Source organism: Cupriavidus necator, assembly GCF_040578825.1.
In the GTDB taxonomy this organism is placed as follows: domain Bacteria; phylum Pseudomonadota; class Gammaproteobacteria; order Burkholderiales; family Burkholderiaceae; genus Cupriavidus; species Cupriavidus necator_E.
Genome location: NZ_JBEFLI010000051.1, coordinates 1 through 17,217, shown reverse-complemented (window position 1 = coordinate 17,217; position 17,217 = coordinate 1). Strand labels below are relative to the sequence as shown.

The window sequence follows — 17,217 nt, the reverse complement described above, 5'->3', positions numbered from 1 at the left end:
GCGACTATATGAGAGTGACAGCGGCCCATCAATAAGCTATTTTCTACATATGATTCGCATCTCGCTCCATCCCCACCTGCAGATCCGGGACGACGCCACGCCCGGCGACGAAGCGCTGGACGTCTCCCGCCTGGTCGCCCTGCTCGGCCATATCGAGGAATCCGGCAGCATCAGCCACTCGGCGCAGGCGGTGTCGCTGTCCTACCGCTATGCCTGGGGCATCCTGCGCGACGCCGAGGCGCTGTTCGGCGGCCCGCTGATCGACAAGACCCGCGGGCGCGGCAGCGCGCTGACGCCGCTGGCGAAGCAACTGGTGTGGGCCAGCAAGCGCATCGCCGCGCGGCTGTCGCCGACGCTGGACAGCCTGGCGTCGGAGCTGGAAATCGAGTTGAAGAAGCTGATGGACCAGTCCGAGGCCGCCGTGCGGCTGCATGCCAGCCATGGCTTCGCGGTGGCGGCGCTGCGCGATTTCCTCGACGAGCAGCAGGTGCGGCACGACCTGAAGTACTGCGGCAGCGTCGAGGCGGTGGCGGCGCTGGCCGAGGGCGGGTGCGATATCGCCGGCTTCCATGTACCGGTGGGCGAGTTCGAGCACGGCACGTGGCGCCACTTCACCACCTGGCTCAAGCCGCAGACCCACTGCCTGGTGCACCTGGCGGTGCGCAGCCAGGGGCTGTTCGTGCGGCCGGGCAATCCGCTCGGCATCCATTCGCTGGAAGACCTGACCCGGCGCGAAGTGCGCTTCGTCAACCGGCAGGTTGGTTCGGGCACGCGCCTGCTGCTGGACCTGATGCTGGCCGCGCGCGGCATCGACCCGGCGCGGATCGAGGGCTACAGCAACGGCGAGTTCACCCATGCCGCGGTGGCCGCGTATATCGGCAGCGGCATGGCGGATGTGGGCTTTGGCGTGGAAACCGCGGCGCGGCGTTTCGGGCTGGCGTTCGTGCCGGTGATCAAGGAACGCTATTTCTTTGCGATCGAAAAGGCAAAGCTGCGCAGCCCGGCGCTGGCCGGTGCGGTGGGTGCGCTGACCAGCGAGGCCTTCCGCCAGCGCGTCAATGCGCTGCCGGGCTACGACGGCGCGCTGACCGGCACGGTATTGACGCTTGCGGAGGCGTTTCCCGACTACGCGGCAGAGCGCGTGCGTTAGCGCTCAAGCAGCGACAGACGATCAGCATGGTCGGCCCATTGCTCGTGGCCGGCAATGGGGCCCTTGGCTTTCAGCAGCGGCAGCCAGTCGGGCCGGCGCGACAGTTCCGCGTTCAGCGCGATGAAATGGCGCTTGTCCTCGGGCAGGTCGTGCTCAGAGTAGATCGCGCCGACCGGGCAAAGCGGGACGCACATCGAGCAGTCGATGCACTGGTCAGGGTCGATGGCGAGGAAGTTGGGCCCTTCGTGGAAGCACGACATCGGGCAGACTTCGACGCAATCGGTATGGCGGCACTGGATGCAGGCATCCGTCACGACAAAGGTCATGGAGGCGGGGGCGGTACGACGATCAAGACCGCGTCATCGTAGCGCCCCGCCCGCCGGCATGGGGCGGGCCGCATTGTGCGACTTGTTCAAATCGCCTGAAGCGCCCCCTCCCTTGTCGCGTCAGTACGCCACCACCGACAGCGTGGTGCTGCCCGGCACGCGCTCAGGCGAGTTCGCGCATCAGTTCTTCCTTGCGCGCGGCCATCGCCTGGGCCGCGTCGCGCAGGTTGATCTTTTCCTTGATCACGTTCTTGAACAGCTCGCCTTCCTCTTCCTCGATATGGTGGCCGACGTACTCCGACAGCACCGTGAAGCTGGCTTCGAGCAGGTCGCCGGCAGGGTCTTCCTCGATCGCGGCGATCAGGTCCTTGGCCACCTGGTGCTCGACCTTGGCCTCGTCCAGCATGTCGTCGATGTCATCGCTGGCGCCACGCAGCGCCGGGTAGAAGATCTCTTCCTCGATGGTGGCGTGCACCGTGAGCTGCTGGCATACGTCGAGCGCGATCGCTTCCTTGTCGTCGCGGCTCTCCGTGTCCTTGAACGCCTTGAACTGCTTCTTCACTGCCCGATGGTCATCCATCAGTGCGCCGAGGGCCTCGGCCTGGTCTGCGGGGATCTTCGACTTGTCCACGATTGCCTCCTGAGGGGTGGGAACCGGTATTCCGGCTTCGCTACGTGAAGGCAGTTTCCGTGCCCGCGCGCCGCTGGTCTCTCCCATCCACATGGCACACCGATTGCGGTATGCACGCGGCGGCAATATGCACCCGCGCCGCGTACGGCATTGCAATTCCTGCGCGAAGCCTTGTAATTGTGCCCGCGGCGCCGCGTCGGTGAAGGCACTGCGGGCCCATATCGGTACGCGTTCGCGGCGCGGCATGAAAGTTGCGCGGTCTTGTCCATCCCGGCGGTCCCCGCCGCACTGCATTGTCCAGACAGGAGACGACCGTGATATCCGAAGCCCGCAAGCCCAGGCCAATCAAACGCCATGCCGCGCCCGCGCTGGCCGCGATGCTGCTGATCGCCGCGCAAGGCCTGCATGCCGCGCCGCCGTCCGGCGACGTCGAGTTCATGAACAAGGCGGCGCAGGCCGGACAGATGGAGATCGAAGCCAGCAACCTGGCGCAGAACAAGGCCGGCAGCGGCGCGGTGAAGCGCTTCGCCGGACAGATGCTGCAAGACCATCGCGCCGCGGCGGCGGACCTCAAGCGCCTGGCTTCGGCCAAGGGCGTGCAGTTGCCGACCACGCCCAGCCAGGACGACAAGAAGAAGCTGGAAGCGTTGGGCGCGCTCAATGGCGCGAGCTTCGACAAGCAGTACGCCAGCGAGGTCGGTGTGAAGGCGCACAACGAAGCGGTGGCGCTGTTTCGCAAGGCTTCGGCCGAAGCGCGCGACACCGACGTGCGCGAGTTCGCCAGGAAGACGCTGCCAACGCTGGAGCACCACCTGGAGATGGCGAAGACGATGGCCTCCGAGGTATCTCGATAGTGGGCGGCGCCACGTTGCCGGAACCGCCACGCATGCGCAAACGCCCCACCTGCCCTGTCCGAAATCAACTGCTTCCGTACGGTGAGCGCGTGCCACATGTCGCGCGTAGAGACTGCAAGCGATGCGGCTGCCGGTGCAGGGCCGAGATTTGCTTGGACTGAAGTAAGGGGAACGCGGGCGCGCGCGATTTGCCGCAACAGATCGCCCTCTGCCTCGCGTTGACCGCAGAAGTTTTTTGCAGATGCCGTGCTGGAAACCGCCATGCCTTCTACATTTTTCTATTCGAACCGCGCAGAGGGCCCCGAGGCCATCGACGAAGAACTGCAGGCCGCCCGCGAGGCCGGCTTTGCCGTCGAACTGCGCCATGCGTACTGGGATTGCGAGCCGGCCTCGGTGCCCGCGTTGCAGCGCCCGCGCCTGCGCGCGCTGCAGCAGCAGGTGCAGCCCGGCGACGCCGTGGTGATGCTGCGCCTGTGCGGCCTTGGCTGGAGCGTGCAGGAGGCACTGGCCACCATCCGGCGCTTCCGCCTGCTGGACGTGGCGCTGTACTGCGTGCAGCTTTCGCGCGCCGACCTGGCCCATGCCTCGCCGCCCGAAGCGGTGGAAGTATTGCGCGCGGTCGCGGCCCTGGAAGGCACCACGCGCAGCGTGCGCGTGCGTGAGAGCCTGGCCGCGGCCAAGGCTCTGGGTCGCCAGGTAGGCCGGCCACCCAAACACACGCCGGAACAGCGCCGCGCGATCCTGCATGCGTTGCGCGCCGGCCATTCGGTCAGCGAAATCGCGCGGCAGTTCAATACTTCGCGCCAGACCGTGCTGCGCATCCGTGCCGCGGAACCGGGCTTGCAGCCCGCGCGCGCCGAGACCCATGCGGACACGACGCCCGCCATCGAAGCGGAGGCGGAAACTACCGCCGAATGACCCGTTGCGCGCTGCAGCGACGCGGCGCAGCGACGGTTTTACGCGCACCGTTGCAAGAATCCCCCGCGCTGCGCAGCGCTTCACCGCACGCCGATGCGGTCCGCGGCTTGGAACGTTCCTTGCGAAAGTCCATGCAGAAAGTCTCCGGCACGGGCCCCGCTCAGTCATCGAGGCGCCACCGCGGGACCGGCACCCGAACCACCCCGAATACATTGGCAAGGCAACCGCGCGGCACCCGTCGTGCGACGCAGCTAGACGCCGCTCCACGCAGCCCTTGACGCAACGACATGACTATCCGACTGCAGAAAGTCGTGGGCATGCCGCCGGCGCTGGCCGAACCGGCCGGCGGCGGCAGCTCGCTGACGCCCACGCAATTCGCTTCCGTCCCCTTACCGCCGGCGCCGACATCGCAGTCCGCGCAGCCCGGTGCGCCGCTGCACTTCGCGCGCCCTACCGTTCTGCTGGAAACGCTGCTGGCCACGCGGCTGGAGCTGCTGAGCCGCGACCGCGTGTGGCCGCCGCATACGCTGGCACAGCGCCAGGCGGTATTGATGGGGCTGTGGCATGAACGCCCACCTGGCCTGTTCGAGCACGGCGGCACCGCGGAAAGCATCGAGCGCTGCCTGGCTGCGGCGTTTGCCGATGCAGCAGCGGGGCGCAAGCTGGAGGCGACGCTGCAGCTCAAGCGCGCGTATTACCTGGTCTGCTGCACGGCGTCGGCGGGCACGCGCGCGCGGGTGCGTACGGAGGGCGCGCCAGGCAACGGCGGCGGTGCGCCGGGCGAGCCGAGCAGCATCACGCCGTCACTGCGCGCAGGGTCTCGTCCCACTCGCTGACAAAGCGGCCGATGCCGAAGCGCTCGCGCGCCAGCCGGCAGCCGCGCTCACCCCAGATGCGTGCCAGCTCGGGATCGTCGAGCAGTTCGCGCATCACGCTGATCAGCACGTCGATGCGCGTATCGACATAACCGTTGTTGCCGCTCTGGATCACCGTGGACAGTTCGGTGGTGGCCAGCCCCACCACCGGCACGCCCAGCGACATCGCCTCCACCACGGCCAATCCAAGGCTGGTGTAGCGGATCGGATTGAAGAAGAAGCGGTAGCGCGCGACGAAGGCGGCCAGCCCGGGGTTGGGCACCTCGCCCAGTCCGCCCGCTTCCTGCGCCGCCATGCCGACCAGGTCCAGCGGCACCTTTTCGCGCACGCGCGCGAACACGTCGGCGCCCAGCCGGCGCCCGCGCCGCGACAGGTGATTGACCACGCTGATGCCGCGCGCCAGTTCGCCGCTGTAGCGCACCGTATCGTCCACCACCACGCCATGTTCGATCACGCGGCACGGGGTCACGCCGCTGTCCCACATCAGCGCGTTGAACGGTGTCACGTGGACCAGCAGCATGGACGGATCCTGCACGGGGTGCAGCGTGTTGGTCGGATGTTCCTGCGGCGGGTCGTGCTCCAGGTAGATCGCCGGCAGCGCGCGCTGCGCATCGGTCAGCAGCGTGACGCGGTCGTGGTCATAGTGGTGCCGGTGCTGGTACAGCACGCAATCGAAACTGCCGGCCGGCACGGCGTCGTACGGCACCTCATGCACGTTGTCGCCCCACGGCAGCGCCCCGCCGGCGCCGGCATAGCCCGGCGTGCCGTCATCGCGCGTAACCAGGTACAGGTCATGCGGGATCTGCGACAGGTAGTACAGGTAGTTGCCATGGACATGCCAGGTCAGGATGCGCAGGCGCCTAGGCATGGTCGTACTCCCGGCTGGCCAGCGCCAGCGCGGCGTCGACCACGCGCGCCACGCTGATATCGGCCGCGCACGGATGGCCGGCCACCGGGCAGACCTGATGCATGCACGGGCGGCACGGTGGCTGCTCGGCCAGCACGCGGTGCAGCGAGGCGTCCAGCGGCGCCCAGCGCGCGCTGTCGCTGCCGCACGAGATCACCACGCTGGGCGTGTCCGTCGCCGCGGCGATATGCGAGGCGCCGGTGTCGTTGCACAGCAGCAGCCGCGCATGGCAGATCAGCGCGGCCATGGTGCCGAGCGAGGTCTGCCCGCACAGGTTCACCACCGGCTTGCCGATCCGCGCGGCCAGCTCGCCCACCAGTTCGGCCTCGTCGGGGCTCCCGGTCAGCACCACCTTCCAGTGCCGGCGCAGCGCGCGAGCGGCCTGCGCAAAGCGCGCCACCGGCCAGCGCCGCGACAGCATGCGCGCGCCGGCATGGACGCACACATAGTTGCCGGCGTGCAGGCCATGCTCGTCGGCCAGCAGGCGCCAGCTTGCATGGTCGATCGGACGCAGCGGGAATTCCAGGTGGCGGTCGGCGGCCGGATAGCCGAGTTCGCGCATCAGCATTAGCAGCCGCTCCACCTCGTTGCCCTGCGGCCACGGCACCAGCAGGCAAGTGCGGCTGCGGCGCGGCGGCGTGTGCGGCGGGTCCGGGCAAAACGCCGCGATACGCCTCGCGCCCAGCCGCTTCACTACCTCGTTGCTGAGCGAGCCGCTGCCATGGAGCTGGATCGCCAGGTCGAAGCGCGCGGCGCGCGCGGCGGCATAGAAGGCCTCGGCGGCCGCGGCGTCATAGGGGCGCTCGGGCATGCCCGGTGCCCCGGGGAATACCATCAGTTCGTCGACCAGCGCGCCGAAGCGCGAGACGAACTCCTGCGCCCACGGCAGGCCGACCAGCGTGATCCGCGCATCGGGCTCGCCTTCGCGCAGCGCACGCAGCGCCGGCACCGCGCACAGCATGTCGCCGAGCTGCAGCGCGCGGAACACCGCGATGCGGCGGGTCGGGGCCGGGCGCTCGCGCGGGCGCGGCGGCAACGGCAGCGAGGAAGCAAGCGCCAGCGTCATAGGAACACCACCCGGAAAGCCAGTGCGCCGCGCAGCCGCCAGTACAGCGACAGCGGCGGGATCAGTGCCGAGGTGACCGCCATCTCGGCCACATGCGCCGGCGTCAGCGCCGCGCCGCGCAGGCGCCGCGCGCAGAACGCCGCGGTCAGCGCCAGCCACAGCAAGCCCGCGGCGGCAGCCACCTTCGGTGTGCCCGCAAGCAGGGCCACCGGCACTGCCAGCAAGGCCAGCACAGCGACGTAGTAGTGCCACGGCGGCGTGCGGCGGATGCGCTGCCGGTACAGCCGCGGATGCTTCTTGTACAGCAGCGCGTCGAAATACACCTTGGCCTGTGCGGCGATGCTGCTGCCCCATGCCGCCGGGCGCACCGGATGCTCGACGATCGCGGCCGGTGCGCGTCCCACCGGGCAGACCTCTTCGATCAGCCGGAACTGCAGGTCGGAGTCTTCCCGCCAGGCGCGGGTAAAGCGTTCGTCAAAGCCGCCGATGCGCTGCAGCGCGTCGCGCCGCACGAAGCAGTTGGCGGTGACGAACTCCGCGCGCGCCAGCCCGCCGGTATCGCGCTCGTGGTCGGTCGGGCGCGGCGGCAGCGGTACGTCCACCGCGCCGGCCACCGCGCATACCTCCGGCTGGCGTTGCAGCGCGGCGCAGCCTTCGCGCAGCCAGTCGGCATCAGGCACGGTGTCGTCATCGGTAAAGGCAATCACGCGTGCGCGCGCGCGGCGCCAGCCGGCATTGCGCGCGCCGGACGGCCCCTGCGTGCCCGGCACGGGCACATAGCGCAGCGTATGGCCCGGATGCTGCGCCGCCATCAGCGCCACCAGCCGCTCGATGCGCGCTTCACAGCCGTCGTCGGCAACGATGACCTCGTACGCCTCGGGGCGCAGCCGCTGCGCGCACAGCGCCTGCAGGCAGCGCGCCAGCAGCGCGGGGCGCCGCCAGGTGGGAACGACGACCGATACCAACGGGTCAGGCTGATCAGGCGGGAACATGGTTGCCTCCCGCGGCGGCCATGTCGTCAGCCGATGCCCGCTGCGCTTGCTGTGGCGCGGTGGGCTTCTCCAGCAGGAACGAGCCGATCACCAGCGCGTCCAGCGGCGAGGTCCAGAAGCATTCGACCGCATCGCGCGGCGTGCAGACAATGGGCTCGCCACGCGTGTTGAACGAAGTGTTGACCAGGATCGGCACGCCGGTGCGGCGCTCGAATGCGGCCAGCAAGTCGTAATACGCGGGGTTCTGCTCGCGGCGCACGGTCTGCACGCGCGCGGTGCCGTCGACATGGCAGACCGCCGGGATGCGCGGCGCCTGCTCGGGACGCACGTCGTAGATAAACAGCATGAACGGCGCTTCGCCGCGGCCGGGCTTGGCCGCGCTGAACCAGTCCTGGGTGCGCTCCTGCATCACCACCGGCGCCACCGGCCGGAAGTCCTCGCGGTCCTTGATCTGGTTCAGCCGTTGCTGCATGCCGGCGTCGATCGGCGAGGCCAGGATCGAACGCGCGCCCAGCGCGCGCGGACCGAACTCCATGCGCCCCTGGAACCAGCCGATGATCTTGTTCTGCGCCAGCAGTTCGGCGGTTTCCTCGGCGATATTGTCGAGCCGCCGATATGGCAGGTGCGCCCAATCCAGGAAGGCCGCGATCTCTTCGTCGCCATAGGCGGGCCCCAGGTACGCATGTTCCATCGACCATTGCCGCGCCGGCCGCCCACGCTGGAGGAAATCGATCCACAACGCCGCGCCCAGCGCGGTGCCGGCATCGCCCGCCGCGGGCTGCACCCACACCTCGTCAAAGGGGCTGCGGTCGCGCACGCGTGCGTTCATCACGCAGTTCAGCGCCACGCCGCCGGCCATCGCCAGCTCGCGCTCGCCGGTGGCTTCGGCCAGCCAGGTGGTCATGCCGACCACGGTTTCTTCCAGCACTTCCTGCAGCGAACGCGCGATATCGAAATGCAGCGCCCCGAAGGTCTCGCCGCGCTGGCGCGCCGGCCCGAGCAACGCCACGAGGTCGGCCTGCCCCACCCGGTAACCGCCCTCGGCATCGCGCCTGACCATGTCGCGAAAGACATCGAGAAACGCCGGCTTGCCGTACGACGCCAACGCCATCACCTTGTACTCGTCCGATGAATGCAGGAACCCCAGGTGCTTCGTCACGCGCTCATACAGCAGGCCGAGCGAATCCGGCAGGTCGATCTGCTTGATGCGCCGGTAGTCCTTGCCGTCGAACACGCCGTAGCTGGTGGTGGCGCGTTCGCCGCGCCCGTCCATGGTCAGCACCGCGCAGCGCGCGAACGGCGCCGCCAGGAAGGCGCTGGCCTCGTGCGCCATATGGTGCTCGACAAAATGCCAGCGGAACGGGCCGTCGTGGCTCACGCCTCGAAAGCGCGCCGCGAGGTGGTGCGGCGCGCCGCTGGCAAGCTGGCGCGGCGCGTTGACCACGTATGACAGGAACAACGGATCCCACGGCGATTCATGGCCACCGGGTACGCCCTGCGCCGACGGCTCCAGCGGCAGCGTCACGGTGGCGTCGTTGCGGCGCGCGCCCAGCATCAGCGCCGGGTCGAATGAATAGGCGATATGGTCGACGTCGCGCAGCGTGATGCCGGCCTCCGCCAGGCAATAGTCGATCGCATGGAACGGCAGCTCCCACGCGGTGAAGGGCACCGGGCGCTTGCCGTGCTTGATATGGGTAAAGCGCTCGTCTTCCGCGGCGGCCACCACCATCCCGTCTTTCACGAGGCAGGCTGCGGAGTCATGGTACGCGGCGTTAATGCCAAGGGTGTACATGTGCGACCTCTTCTTTGCTCGGTGAATCGGGGACCGGCACGGCATGCCGTATGTCCGGCGGCGCGCTGATGATGTCGATCGCGCCGAGCGCGCCTGGCATGGCGGCGCCCGGCCACGGCAGTTCTTGCGCGGGCAGGCTGTCGACATCGCCGCCCAGCAGCGCCAGCGCGGCCTGCACCGCCATCGCCGCCGGCACGTCGTCGAGGCAGCGGTGATGGCCCTCCGGGCACACGCTCTTGTAGCAATAGCGGCACGGCACGTCGGCGAACAGCGTGCGGTGCGGCACCTGCCATGGGGTGTGCTGGGGATTGGTCAGCGCGTACAGGTCCACCACCGGCGTGCCAAGCGCGGCGGCAAGGTGAACGGGGCCGGTATTGTTGGACACCAGCAGGTCGGCGGCTTCGAGCAACGCGCCCATCTCGCCCAGCGACAGCTCGCCAGCCAGCGGCATCACGCGCGCATGGCCGGCACCGGCGCACACCGCCTGCACCACCTCGCGTTCGGCGGCATCGCCCGTGACCAGCACATGGGCACCGGCCTGCAACGCCAGCGCGTGCGCCACTTCGGCAAAGCGCGCCGCGGGCCAGCGGCGCGACGACGCGCTGGCGCCCGGATGGATCACCACCACCGGTCCGCTGCGGCCCATGCGGCAGGCGGCGAGCCGCGCCGTCACGGCGACGCGGTCGGCGGCCAGCACGCGAAAGCGCAGCCGCATATCGCTGGCGGTTGCGCCCACCTGCGCCACCAGGTCGAGCTGGCGTTGGGTCTCGTGGCGCGGGCGCTGTCCCGGCAGCATGCCGGGTTCGCGCTCGGGCACCCAGTCGCTGAGCAACGCATAGGGATTCTCGCGGCAGCAGGCGAGCCGCAGGGGGATGCCCGCCATCGTGCACAGCATCGCAGCCGGCAGCGGGCTCTGGCTGTAGACCGTGAAGATCACCGCGGCGTCGAAGCGGTAGCGCGCGAGCCAGCGCGCGCAGGAAGCGATGGCGGGTCCGGGCGCAGGGCCACTGCCGCTGTCGGTGTCGGCATGGCGCGCCCATGGCGCGTTCCACGTCAGCACCCGGCGCACCATCGGCAGGTGCGGCGCCAGCCCGGCCGCGGCGCGCGAGGTCAGCAGCGTCAGCCGCCGTGCCGGCACCGATTCCGCCAGCGCCTGCATCGCCGGCGTGCTCATCAGCACGTCGCCCATATTGTCCAGGCGCACGCACAGCACATGCCTTGCCGATTGCCACCCGATCATGGCGACACCGTTTCGGTTCGGGGCGCGACCGCCCCCATGCGGCCGGCGACGATGCGCGCGGCAGCGTCGAGCGCCGGCACCACGTAATGCGCCTGGCGCGCCGGCGACAGCTGCCATTCGGTCTCGTTGCCGCAATCGACCAGCACTGTGCCGCAGCCGGCGCGGCGGCCGGCTTCGACATCGTTGAGGATGTCGCCGATCATCCATGACCGGCACAGCTCGAACCGCAGCGCGGCCGCGGCCTGCAGCAGCAGTCCCGGCATCGGCTTGCGGCACAGGCAGGCGCGGGTGTACGCCGGCACCTTGCCTGCGGGATGATGCGGGCAATAGAAGAAACCTGCGAGCGTGGCGCCATGCGCGGCAAACAGCCCGGCCAGGCGCTCACGCACCGGCAGCAGGTCGGCCTCGGTGTGGTAGCCATGGGCCACCCCGGGCTGGTTGGTCACCACCACCAGCGGCACGCCGAGGCTCCCCAGCAGCCGCAGCGCGGCGCCCGCGCCGGGCGCGAGCCGCATGCGCGCGGGATCGACGTTATAGGGGACGTCGTCGAGCAGCGTGCCGTCCTTGTCCAGCAGCACCGCACCCGGCAGCGCGCGCCCCGGCCTGGCCGTCTCGCTCATGGCCACGATGTCTCCTTCATCGGCAGCACCATGATTTCGGGGATCACGGTCTCTTCCGGCTGCGTCAGCACGAAGCGCACCGCATTGGCCACATTGGCAGGGTCCTGCAGGTTGCCCTGGTCGATGTCGGGAAAGCGGTCGAGCAGGAACGGCGTGCGCATGCCACCGGCCACGATCGCGGACACCTTGATGCCGTGCGGGCGAAGCTCCGCGTGCAGCGCATGCGAAAAGCCCAGCAAGCCCCACTTGGTGGCGTGGTAGGCCGACGCGTTGGGCCACGCGCGCTTGGACGCGGTCGAGGCGATATTGACGATATGGCCCCCGCCCTGCGCCTTCAGCACGGGCACCGCCGCGTGCGCCATCAGGTAAGGGCCATACAGGTTGACCATCAGCACCTTGCGCCAGGTTTCGGCATCGACCTCGTCGACCGGCAGCGTGATGTCGATGGCGGCGTTGTTGATGATGCCGTCGAGCCGCTCGGCGCGCTCGCGCACGGTATCGAAAGCGGTGCGCACCGACGCCGGATCCGACACATCGAGCCGCAGCTCCCAGGCCTGCGCGCCGGTTTCGGTGAGCGCCGAGGCGCTGTCATGCGCGAGCTTTTCGTCGATATCGGCCACGGTCACGCTGGCGCCGGCCTGCGCCAGCATGCGGCAGATCGCGGCACCGAGTCCGCGGCCACCGCCCGTCACCAGGTAATGGCGCCCCTGCAGCGGCTGCATGGATGGTGCGGAGGGATCCGGACGTGGCGAGGATTGCGGCGTTGGCATGGTCGCTCCTTGGCGGGGTTGGCGGAAAGTGAATGCACCGCGGCGGCGATGTAAAAAGCGCCGAGCGGCCGGCGCGGGATTGGTGCCACAGCGAAATATGTGCCAACGGCATCGCAGCCTTCACACCCGCCGCGCTCAGCGTGACTGCGCGCGCATGCAGGCATCGTGCGCGAGCGCGCGCAACAGCATCGCCACGCACCCGGCGAAGGCTTCGTCGTACCAGGGGTTGGCACCGCTTGCGGCCACCACGATGCCGTCCACCACGGCCGCGCCGCCAAGCAGCGTGTCGTCGCTGCGCAGCTTGTGCGGGCTGCAGTTGACCACCTGCGCACTGCTCATGCCGGTGCGCCAGCTCAGGCTCGCCTTGGCGCGCGCATAGACGCTGTAGTCGGCGTCCCAGGCCTGGCGCGACGGCAGCGAGTGTTCATAGAGAATCGCTTCCTCGAAGGTGCAATCGCCAGGCTGCAGCGTCGGGTCCATCACGACCAGATGCATGCAGCCGCTTTCGCCGATGGCCTTGTCGCGCAGCGAGGCCTGCAGCATCGGCAGTGCGAGTTCAACTGCGCGGCGCGCCGCGGCCGGATCGCTGAAGCGGCTGGCGCCGGCATGCGAGGCGCGCGGAAGTTGGTCTGCATGGTGGTTGGGATTCATGACGTCGCTCCGTGCGAGGTTGGCCTCGCAGGCATGGCCGCGTTGGCGGCGCAGCCTGCATTCGAGCCATCGACTGAGCAAACATCGCGCCGGTTGCAGCGGTGAAACAGTTTGCGCGCATGTGCGTCCGAATCGCGCAAGATTCGCCGGCGCAGCGACTGCAGCCTCACGAAACATAGGTAAGCGCAAATTACAATCTGGCAGCGTAAGAATGACTACATGCGGCAGCCGCCGCGCGATGGCCGGCGGCCGCTACGCGCGAGCGCTGCGTGCCAGAGAAGCGTTATAACGCTTCTCCATCGGTTCCCCGAATCTGCGAGCTTCCCCACGCACGCAGGGATTGGCCGATTGGCATGCTAGCTGCAGGGGCCCCCACCTGTCCCGCGACAGCCCATACTCAGCCCGCATCCCGCGGGCGTGGCGGCAAACAGGAGCCCACCATGCGCAAGATCGCGCTCATCAGCGAACATGCCTCCCCGCTTGCCAGTGTCGGCAGCACTGATTGCGGAGGACAGAACATCTATGTGGCGCACCTTGCGAAGCAGCTCGGCAGCCGCGGCTACCAGGTCGATGTGTTCACGCGGCGCGACAAGGCCCTGTTGCCCGAGGTCGCCGCGTTCGCGCCCAACGTGCGCGTGATCCACGTGCCGGCGGGGCCGCCGGTGCAGGTGCCGAAGGAACAGTTGCTGCCGTATATGGCGGACTTCGGCGACTTCCTGGTGAACTTTATCCGGCGCGATCCGCTCGGCTACGACGTGCTGCATGCGAACTTCTTCATGTCCGGCCTCGCTGCGCTGCATGCGCGCCATGCACTGGGCATTCCGCTGGTGATGACGTTCCACGCACTGGGCAAGGTGCGCCGCCTGCACCAGGGCAGCACCGACGGCTTCCCCGACGAGCGCTTCGAGATCGAGGACACGCTGGTGCGCGAGTCGGACTGCGTGGTGGCGGAATGCCCGCAGGACCTGGAGGACCTGGTGAACCTGTATGGCGCCGATCCTGAGCGCGTGCAGACCGTGCCGTGCGGCTTCGACGCCGCGGAGTTCAGCCCCGTTGCACGCGATGTTGCGCGGCGTGCGCTGGGCTGGCCACAGGATGGCTTTCGCGTGCTGCAGCTGGGGCGGCTGGTGCCGCGCAAGGGCATCGACAATGTGATCCGGGCAATCGGCTGCCTGCGCCGTGACGCCGGCGTTGAAGCCACCCTGTACGTGGTCGGCGGCAATGCCGAGCAGCCCAGCGTGCAGGCCACGCCGGAAATCGGGCGGCTGCAAGACGTGGCCGAAGCCGAGGGCGTGGCCGACCGCGTGGTCTTCGTCGGGCGGCGCGGGCGCGACACGCTGCGGCTGTTCTACAGCGCGGCCGATGTCTTCGTCACCACACCCTGGTATGAGCCGTTCGGCATCACGCCGGTGGAGGCAATGGCATGCGGCGCGCCGGTGGTTGGCGCGGACGTCGGCGGCATTCGCTCCACCGTGGTCGACGGCGTGACCGGCTACCTGGTGCCGCCGCACGCACCGGCGGCACTCGCGGCGCGGCTGGCGCTGCTGGCCGCGGACCCGGCGCATGCGAGCCAGCTCGGCGAAGCGGGCCGGATGCGGGCGCATGCGCATTTCACATGGTCTGGCGTGGCGCGGCAGATGGAAGCGGTTTATGCGAGCGTCTGCGCCAGCGTTTGCGCAGTGGCACCGGTGGCGGTGCAGGCCGGCGTGCGACGTGTTGCCGCTTGACTAAGCCTGACAAGGGGAGAGCTGAAATGAAGGAAAGCGATCGCAAGCGCATCCTGGTCACGGGCGGCGCGGGATTCCTGGGCTCGCACCTGTGCGAAAGGCTGGTGCGCGCCGGGCAGGACGTGCTGTGCGTGGACAACTTCTACACCGGCACCAAGGAAAATATCGCGCACCTGCTGGGGCGAACGAATTTCGAGCTGCTGCGCCATGATGTCACCTTCCCGCTGTACGTGGAGGTCGACGAGATCTACAACCTGGCCTGCCCGGCATCGCCCGTGCACTACCAGCACGACCCGGTGCAGACCACCAAGACCAGCGTCAACGGCGCGATCAATATGCTGGGGCTGGCCAAGCGGCTCAAGGCGCGCATCCTGCAGGCATCGACCAGCGAGATCTATGGCGATCCGGAGCTGCATCCGCAGCAGGAAGGCTACTGGGGCCACGTCAATCCGATCGGGCTGCGCTCCTGCTATGACGAAGGCAAGCGCTGCGCCGAGACGCTGTTCATGGACTACCACCGCCAGCACAAGCTCGACGTGCGCATTGCGCGGATCTTCAACACGTATGGGCCGCGCATGCATCCGGCCGACGGGCGCGTGGTGTCGAACTTCATCACGCAGGCGCTGAGCGGGCAGCCGCTCACGGTCTATGGCGACGGCGCGCAGACGCGTGCGTTCTGCTATGTCGACGATCTGGTCGACGCGCTGATCCGGCTGATGGAGGCACCCGCATCCGGCATGCCGGTGAACCTGGGCAACCCGCGCGAGACCACCATGCTGGAAATCGCGCAGCAAGTGCTGCGCGCTACCGGCTCGAACTCGCCGATCGAGATGCGGCCGTTGCCTGCCGACGATCCGCACCAGCGTTGCCCGGACATCTCGCTGGCGCGCAGCCTGCTGGGCTGGGAGCCGCACACCACGCTGGAAGAGGGCCTGCGGCATACGGTGGATTACTTTGCCGCGCGGCTCGCCGCCCACGCCCACGCGCACGGCGCGCCCGGCAATGTGGTGCCGGTGTCGCCCACCGCGCGCGAAGCGCGTGCGGTTGCGCTCAAATGACGGCGGCGCGCCGCGCTGCGCGCCGCTTGCGGGATGCCGATGGCGCTCGTGACCGACCTCACCAGCCCGGTGACCGTGATCTCGCCGCACCTCGACGACGCGGTGTTCAGTTGCGGCGCCCTGCTTGCGGCCGCGCGTGCCGCGCGCGTGGTGACGGTATTCGCGGGCGTGCCGCCGCCAGACATGCCCGCCCCCGAGTGGGACCGCGCCGCCGGTTTCACCACCGCCGAGCAGGCCATGCTGGCGCGCCGGCGCGAGGACAACCACGCGCTGACGATGCTCGGCGCGCATCCGGTCTGGCTGGACTTCTGGGACAGCCAGTATGGGCGCCACTACACCCCGCGCGAGATCGCCGACGGGCTGCAACCCGTGCTGATGACGCAGACCGAAGGCGTGATCGTGGCACCGCTCGGCCTGTTCCATTCCGACCATGCACTGACGCACGACGCCTGCCGCCTGTTGATGCAGGCCGCGCATGCGCGCGGCGCGGCGTGGAGCGCGCTGCTGTTGCCGGCACGCTCCGGGGCCGCGATCTCGCCCCCGGTGCAGTGGCTCTATTATGAAGACGCGATCTACCGCCGCTTGTCAGGCCTGCTGCAGCAGCGGCTGGTGGAATGCCAGCGCGCCGGCCTCTGCGCTACACCGGTGAATCTTCCAGTGGCGCAGTTCCTGGCGCAGAAGAGCTATGCGCTCAACGCCTACCAGAGCCAGTTGCAACTGTTCGGCGAAGACAAGCTGTGCGACCTGTGCGCGCCGGAACGCTATTGGTCGCTGACCGCCGCTGACACGGAACAACCCTGAATGCCGATGCTTTCCCAAGCCGGCACGCGCCTCGCGCCGCGCGCCCGCCCCTGCGACATCAGCGTGGTGGTGCTGACGCACAACCGGCGCGAGTCGGTGCGCACGGCGCTGGGTCACCTGAGCGACTTGCCCGAGCGCCCGCCCATTGCCGTGGTCGACAACGCTTCGGAGGATGGCACCGATGCGATGGTACGCAGCGAGTTTCCGCACGCCACGCTGCTGCGCAATGCGCGCAACCTCGGCGCGGCCGGGCGCAACCTTGGCGCCGAATGGGCGCGCACGCGCTATGTCGCGTTCTGCGACGACGACTGCTGGTGGACGCCCGGATCTCTGGCCACCGCGTGCGCGATGTTCGAGCGGCATCCACAGGTGGGTGCGCTGACCGCGCGCATCCTGGTGGGCGAACAGGGGCGCGAGGATCCCACCTGCGCGCGCATGGCAGCGAGTCCGCTGCCTTCGGCCATGCTGCCGGGGCGCGCGATCCTTGGGCTGATGGCGGGCGCGACCGCGTTCCGCACCGACGCCTTCCGCCAGGCCGGCGGCTACCACCCGCGTTTTTTTATCGGCGGCGAGGAAACGCTGCTGGCGCTGGACCTTGCCGCGCGCGGCTGGCACCTGGTGTATGCGCCGCAGCTGGTGGTGCACCACCACCCCAGCCCGCTGCGCGATCCGGTGCGACGGCAGTCGCTGCTGGCACGCAACGCGATCTGGGCGGCATGGCTGCGGCTGCCGTGGCGGATGGCGCTGGATGAGACTGCGGCGGAGCTGCCGGCGTTGATGCGCAGCCAGGGGTGGCGCGGGGTGGCGGAGGTATTGCGGGGGATGCCTTGGGTGCTGGG

The 17,217-nt window shown here is 69.1% G+C and carries 18 protein-coding genes; 8 read left to right on the top strand and 10 right to left on the bottom strand.

Translation table 11 applies throughout. The features are described 5' to 3' along the window. The first annotated feature begins 49 nt into the window (after window positions 1–49). The gene (locus AB1I47_RS22785) at window positions 50–1,150 is read left to right on the top strand and encodes a substrate-binding domain-containing protein (protein ID WP_354685980.1); all 1,101 of its coding nucleotides are present in this window, start codon (window positions 50–52) and stop codon (window positions 1,148–1,150) included. Here AB1I47_RS22785 and fdxA read toward each other — a convergent pair. Both fdxA and AB1I47_RS22775 read right to left on the bottom strand, forming a co-directional pair. After that, window positions 1,147–1,476, bottom strand: coding sequence for a ferredoxin FdxA (gene fdxA / locus AB1I47_RS22780; protein WP_354685979.1), 330 nt, complete (start codon window positions 1,474–1,476; stop codon window positions 1,147–1,149). The two genes, AB1I47_RS22785 and fdxA, sit on opposite strands and share 4 nt — an antisense overlap. Before the next feature lie 163 nt (window positions 1,477–1,639). Continuing rightward, entirely contained in the window at window positions 1,640–2,107 is a 468-nt protein-coding gene (locus AB1I47_RS22775) for a hemerythrin domain-containing protein (protein ID WP_354685978.1), read from the bottom strand. Between the two features lie 314 nt (window positions 2,108–2,421). Here AB1I47_RS22775 and AB1I47_RS22770 point away from each other — a divergent pair, with 314 nt between their 5' ends. The 3 genes from AB1I47_RS22770 (at window position 2,422) to AB1I47_RS22760 (ending at window position 4,715) form a co-directional block, all read left to right on the top strand. Then, window positions 2,422–2,961, top strand: coding sequence for a DUF4142 domain-containing protein (locus tag AB1I47_RS22770; RefSeq protein WP_354685977.1), 540 nt, complete (start codon window positions 2,422–2,424; stop codon window positions 2,959–2,961). 261 nt (window positions 2,962–3,222) lie between these two features. Further along, window positions 3,223–3,879, top strand: coding sequence for a recombinase family protein (locus AB1I47_RS22765; RefSeq protein ID WP_354685976.1), 657 nt, complete (start codon window positions 3,223–3,225; stop codon window positions 3,877–3,879). Between the two features lie 287 nt (window positions 3,880–4,166). Beyond that, entirely contained in the window at window positions 4,167–4,715 is a 549-nt protein-coding gene (locus tag AB1I47_RS22760) for a hypothetical protein (RefSeq protein ID WP_354685975.1), read from the top strand. On the opposite strand, the gene AB1I47_RS22755 is transcribed toward AB1I47_RS22760, so the two are convergent. The 8 genes from AB1I47_RS22755 to AB1I47_RS22720 all read right to left on the bottom strand — a co-directional run bounded on the left by AB1I47_RS22755 (window position 4,675) and on the right by AB1I47_RS22720 (window position 12,792). Beyond that, window positions 4,675–5,622 (bottom strand): glycosyltransferase, encoded by a 948-nt coding sequence (locus AB1I47_RS22755; protein ID WP_354685974.1) that lies wholly within the window; start codon window positions 5,620–5,622, stop codon window positions 4,675–4,677. The genes AB1I47_RS22760 and AB1I47_RS22755 overlap by 41 nt on opposite strands. Further along, on the bottom strand, window positions 5,615–6,727 hold the full coding sequence (locus AB1I47_RS22750) for a glycosyltransferase family 9 protein (protein ID WP_407935885.1): 1,113 nt from the start codon (window positions 6,725–6,727) through the stop codon (window positions 5,615–5,617). Before AB1I47_RS22750 ends, AB1I47_RS22755 begins: the two co-directional genes overlap by 8 nt. Next, complete coding sequence (locus tag AB1I47_RS22745) at window positions 6,724–7,719, bottom strand: glycosyltransferase family 2 protein (RefSeq protein WP_354685973.1); 996 nt, start codon at window positions 7,717–7,719, stop codon at window positions 6,724–6,726. Before AB1I47_RS22745 ends, AB1I47_RS22750 begins: the two co-directional genes overlap by 4 nt. Beyond that, a complete protein-coding gene (locus tag AB1I47_RS22740; protein WP_354685972.1) occupies window positions 7,706–9,511 on the bottom strand; it encodes a carbamoyltransferase family protein in 1,806 nt (601 codons plus the stop codon). Before AB1I47_RS22740 ends, AB1I47_RS22745 begins: the two co-directional genes overlap by 14 nt. Next, window positions 9,492–10,751: a glycosyltransferase family 9 protein gene (locus AB1I47_RS22735; RefSeq protein WP_354685971.1), complete on the bottom strand. Its 1,260-nt coding sequence runs from the start codon at window positions 10,749–10,751 to the stop codon at window positions 9,492–9,494. The genes AB1I47_RS22740 and AB1I47_RS22735 overlap by 20 nt, the downstream gene beginning before the upstream one ends. Beyond that, window positions 10,748–11,371, bottom strand: coding sequence for a D-glycero-alpha-D-manno-heptose-1,7-bisphosphate 7-phosphatase (locus AB1I47_RS22730; protein ID WP_354685970.1), 624 nt, complete (start codon window positions 11,369–11,371; stop codon window positions 10,748–10,750). The genes AB1I47_RS22735 and AB1I47_RS22730 overlap by 4 nt, the downstream gene beginning before the upstream one ends. After that, window positions 11,368–12,141, bottom strand: a complete 774-nt coding sequence (locus AB1I47_RS22725; RefSeq protein ID WP_407935884.1) for an SDR family oxidoreductase — start codon at window positions 12,139–12,141, stop codon at window positions 11,368–11,370. Before AB1I47_RS22725 ends, AB1I47_RS22730 begins: the two co-directional genes overlap by 4 nt. 135 nt (window positions 12,142–12,276) lie before the next feature. Then, on the bottom strand, window positions 12,277–12,792 hold the full coding sequence (locus AB1I47_RS22720; RefSeq protein WP_354685969.1) for a hypothetical protein: 516 nt from the start codon (window positions 12,790–12,792) through the stop codon (window positions 12,277–12,279). A gap of 440 nt (window positions 12,793–13,232) precedes the next feature. On the opposite strand from AB1I47_RS22720, the gene AB1I47_RS22715 reads away from it, so the two are divergent. The 4 genes from AB1I47_RS22715 to AB1I47_RS22700 all read left to right on the top strand — a co-directional run. After that, window positions 13,233–14,519: a glycosyltransferase gene (locus AB1I47_RS22715; RefSeq protein WP_354685968.1), complete on the top strand. Its 1,287-nt coding sequence runs from the start codon at window positions 13,233–13,235 to the stop codon at window positions 14,517–14,519. Window positions 14,520–14,545: 26 nt separating this feature from the next. Next, entirely contained in the window at window positions 14,546–15,577 is a 1,032-nt protein-coding gene (locus AB1I47_RS22710) for a UDP-glucuronic acid decarboxylase family protein (RefSeq protein ID WP_354685967.1), read from the top strand. 39 nt (window positions 15,578–15,616) lie between these two features. Then, window positions 15,617–16,378: a PIG-L family deacetylase gene (locus AB1I47_RS22705; protein ID WP_354685966.1), complete on the top strand. Its 762-nt coding sequence runs from the start codon at window positions 15,617–15,619 to the stop codon at window positions 16,376–16,378. Continuing rightward, window positions 16,379–17,217, top strand: an 839-nt coding sequence (locus AB1I47_RS22700; RefSeq protein ID WP_354685965.1) for a glycosyltransferase family 2 protein, incomplete at its 3' end; no start/stop codon positions are given.

Coding starts and splice junctions, on each gene's coding strand:
- AB1I47_RS22785 (WP_354685980.1), top strand. CDS start 50: ATGATTCGCATCTCGCTCCATCCCCACCTGCAGATCCGGGACGACGCC.
- fdxA (WP_354685979.1), bottom strand. CDS start 1,476: ATGACCTTTGTCGTGACGGATGCCTGCATCCAGTGCCGCCATACCGAT.
- AB1I47_RS22765 (WP_354685976.1), top strand. CDS start 3,223: ATGCCTTCTACATTTTTCTATTCGAACCGCGCAGAGGGCCCCGAGGCC.
- AB1I47_RS22760 (WP_354685975.1), top strand. CDS start 4,167: ATGACTATCCGACTGCAGAAAGTCGTGGGCATGCCGCCGGCGCTGGCC.
- AB1I47_RS22755 (WP_354685974.1), bottom strand. CDS start 5,622: ATGCCTAGGCGCCTGCGCATCCTGACCTGGCATGTCCATGGCAACTAC.
- AB1I47_RS22750 (WP_407935885.1), bottom strand. CDS start 6,727: ATGACGCTGGCGCTTGCTTCCTCGCTGCCGTTGCCGCCGCGCCCGCGC.
- AB1I47_RS22745 (WP_354685973.1), bottom strand. CDS start 7,719: ATGTTCCCGCCTGATCAGCCTGACCCGTTGGTATCGGTCGTCGTTCCC.
- AB1I47_RS22740 (WP_354685972.1), bottom strand. CDS start 9,511: ATGTACACCCTTGGCATTAACGCCGCGTACCATGACTCCGCAGCCTGC.
- AB1I47_RS22735 (WP_354685971.1), bottom strand. CDS start 10,751: ATGATCGGGTGGCAATCGGCAAGGCATGTGCTGTGCGTGCGCCTGGAC.
- AB1I47_RS22730 (WP_354685970.1), bottom strand. CDS start 11,371: ATGAGCGAGACGGCCAGGCCGGGGCGCGCGCTGCCGGGTGCGGTGCTG.
- AB1I47_RS22725 (WP_407935884.1), bottom strand. CDS start 12,141: ATGCCAACGCCGCAATCCTCGCCACGTCCGGATCCCTCCGCACCATCC.
- AB1I47_RS22720 (WP_354685969.1), bottom strand. CDS start 12,792: ATGAATCCCAACCACCATGCAGACCAACTTCCGCGCGCCTCGCATGCC.
- AB1I47_RS22715 (WP_354685968.1), top strand. CDS start 13,233: ATGCGCAAGATCGCGCTCATCAGCGAACATGCCTCCCCGCTTGCCAGT.
- AB1I47_RS22710 (WP_354685967.1), top strand. CDS start 14,546: ATGAAGGAAAGCGATCGCAAGCGCATCCTGGTCACGGGCGGCGCGGGA.
- AB1I47_RS22705 (WP_354685966.1), top strand. CDS start 15,617: ATGGCGCTCGTGACCGACCTCACCAGCCCGGTGACCGTGATCTCGCCG.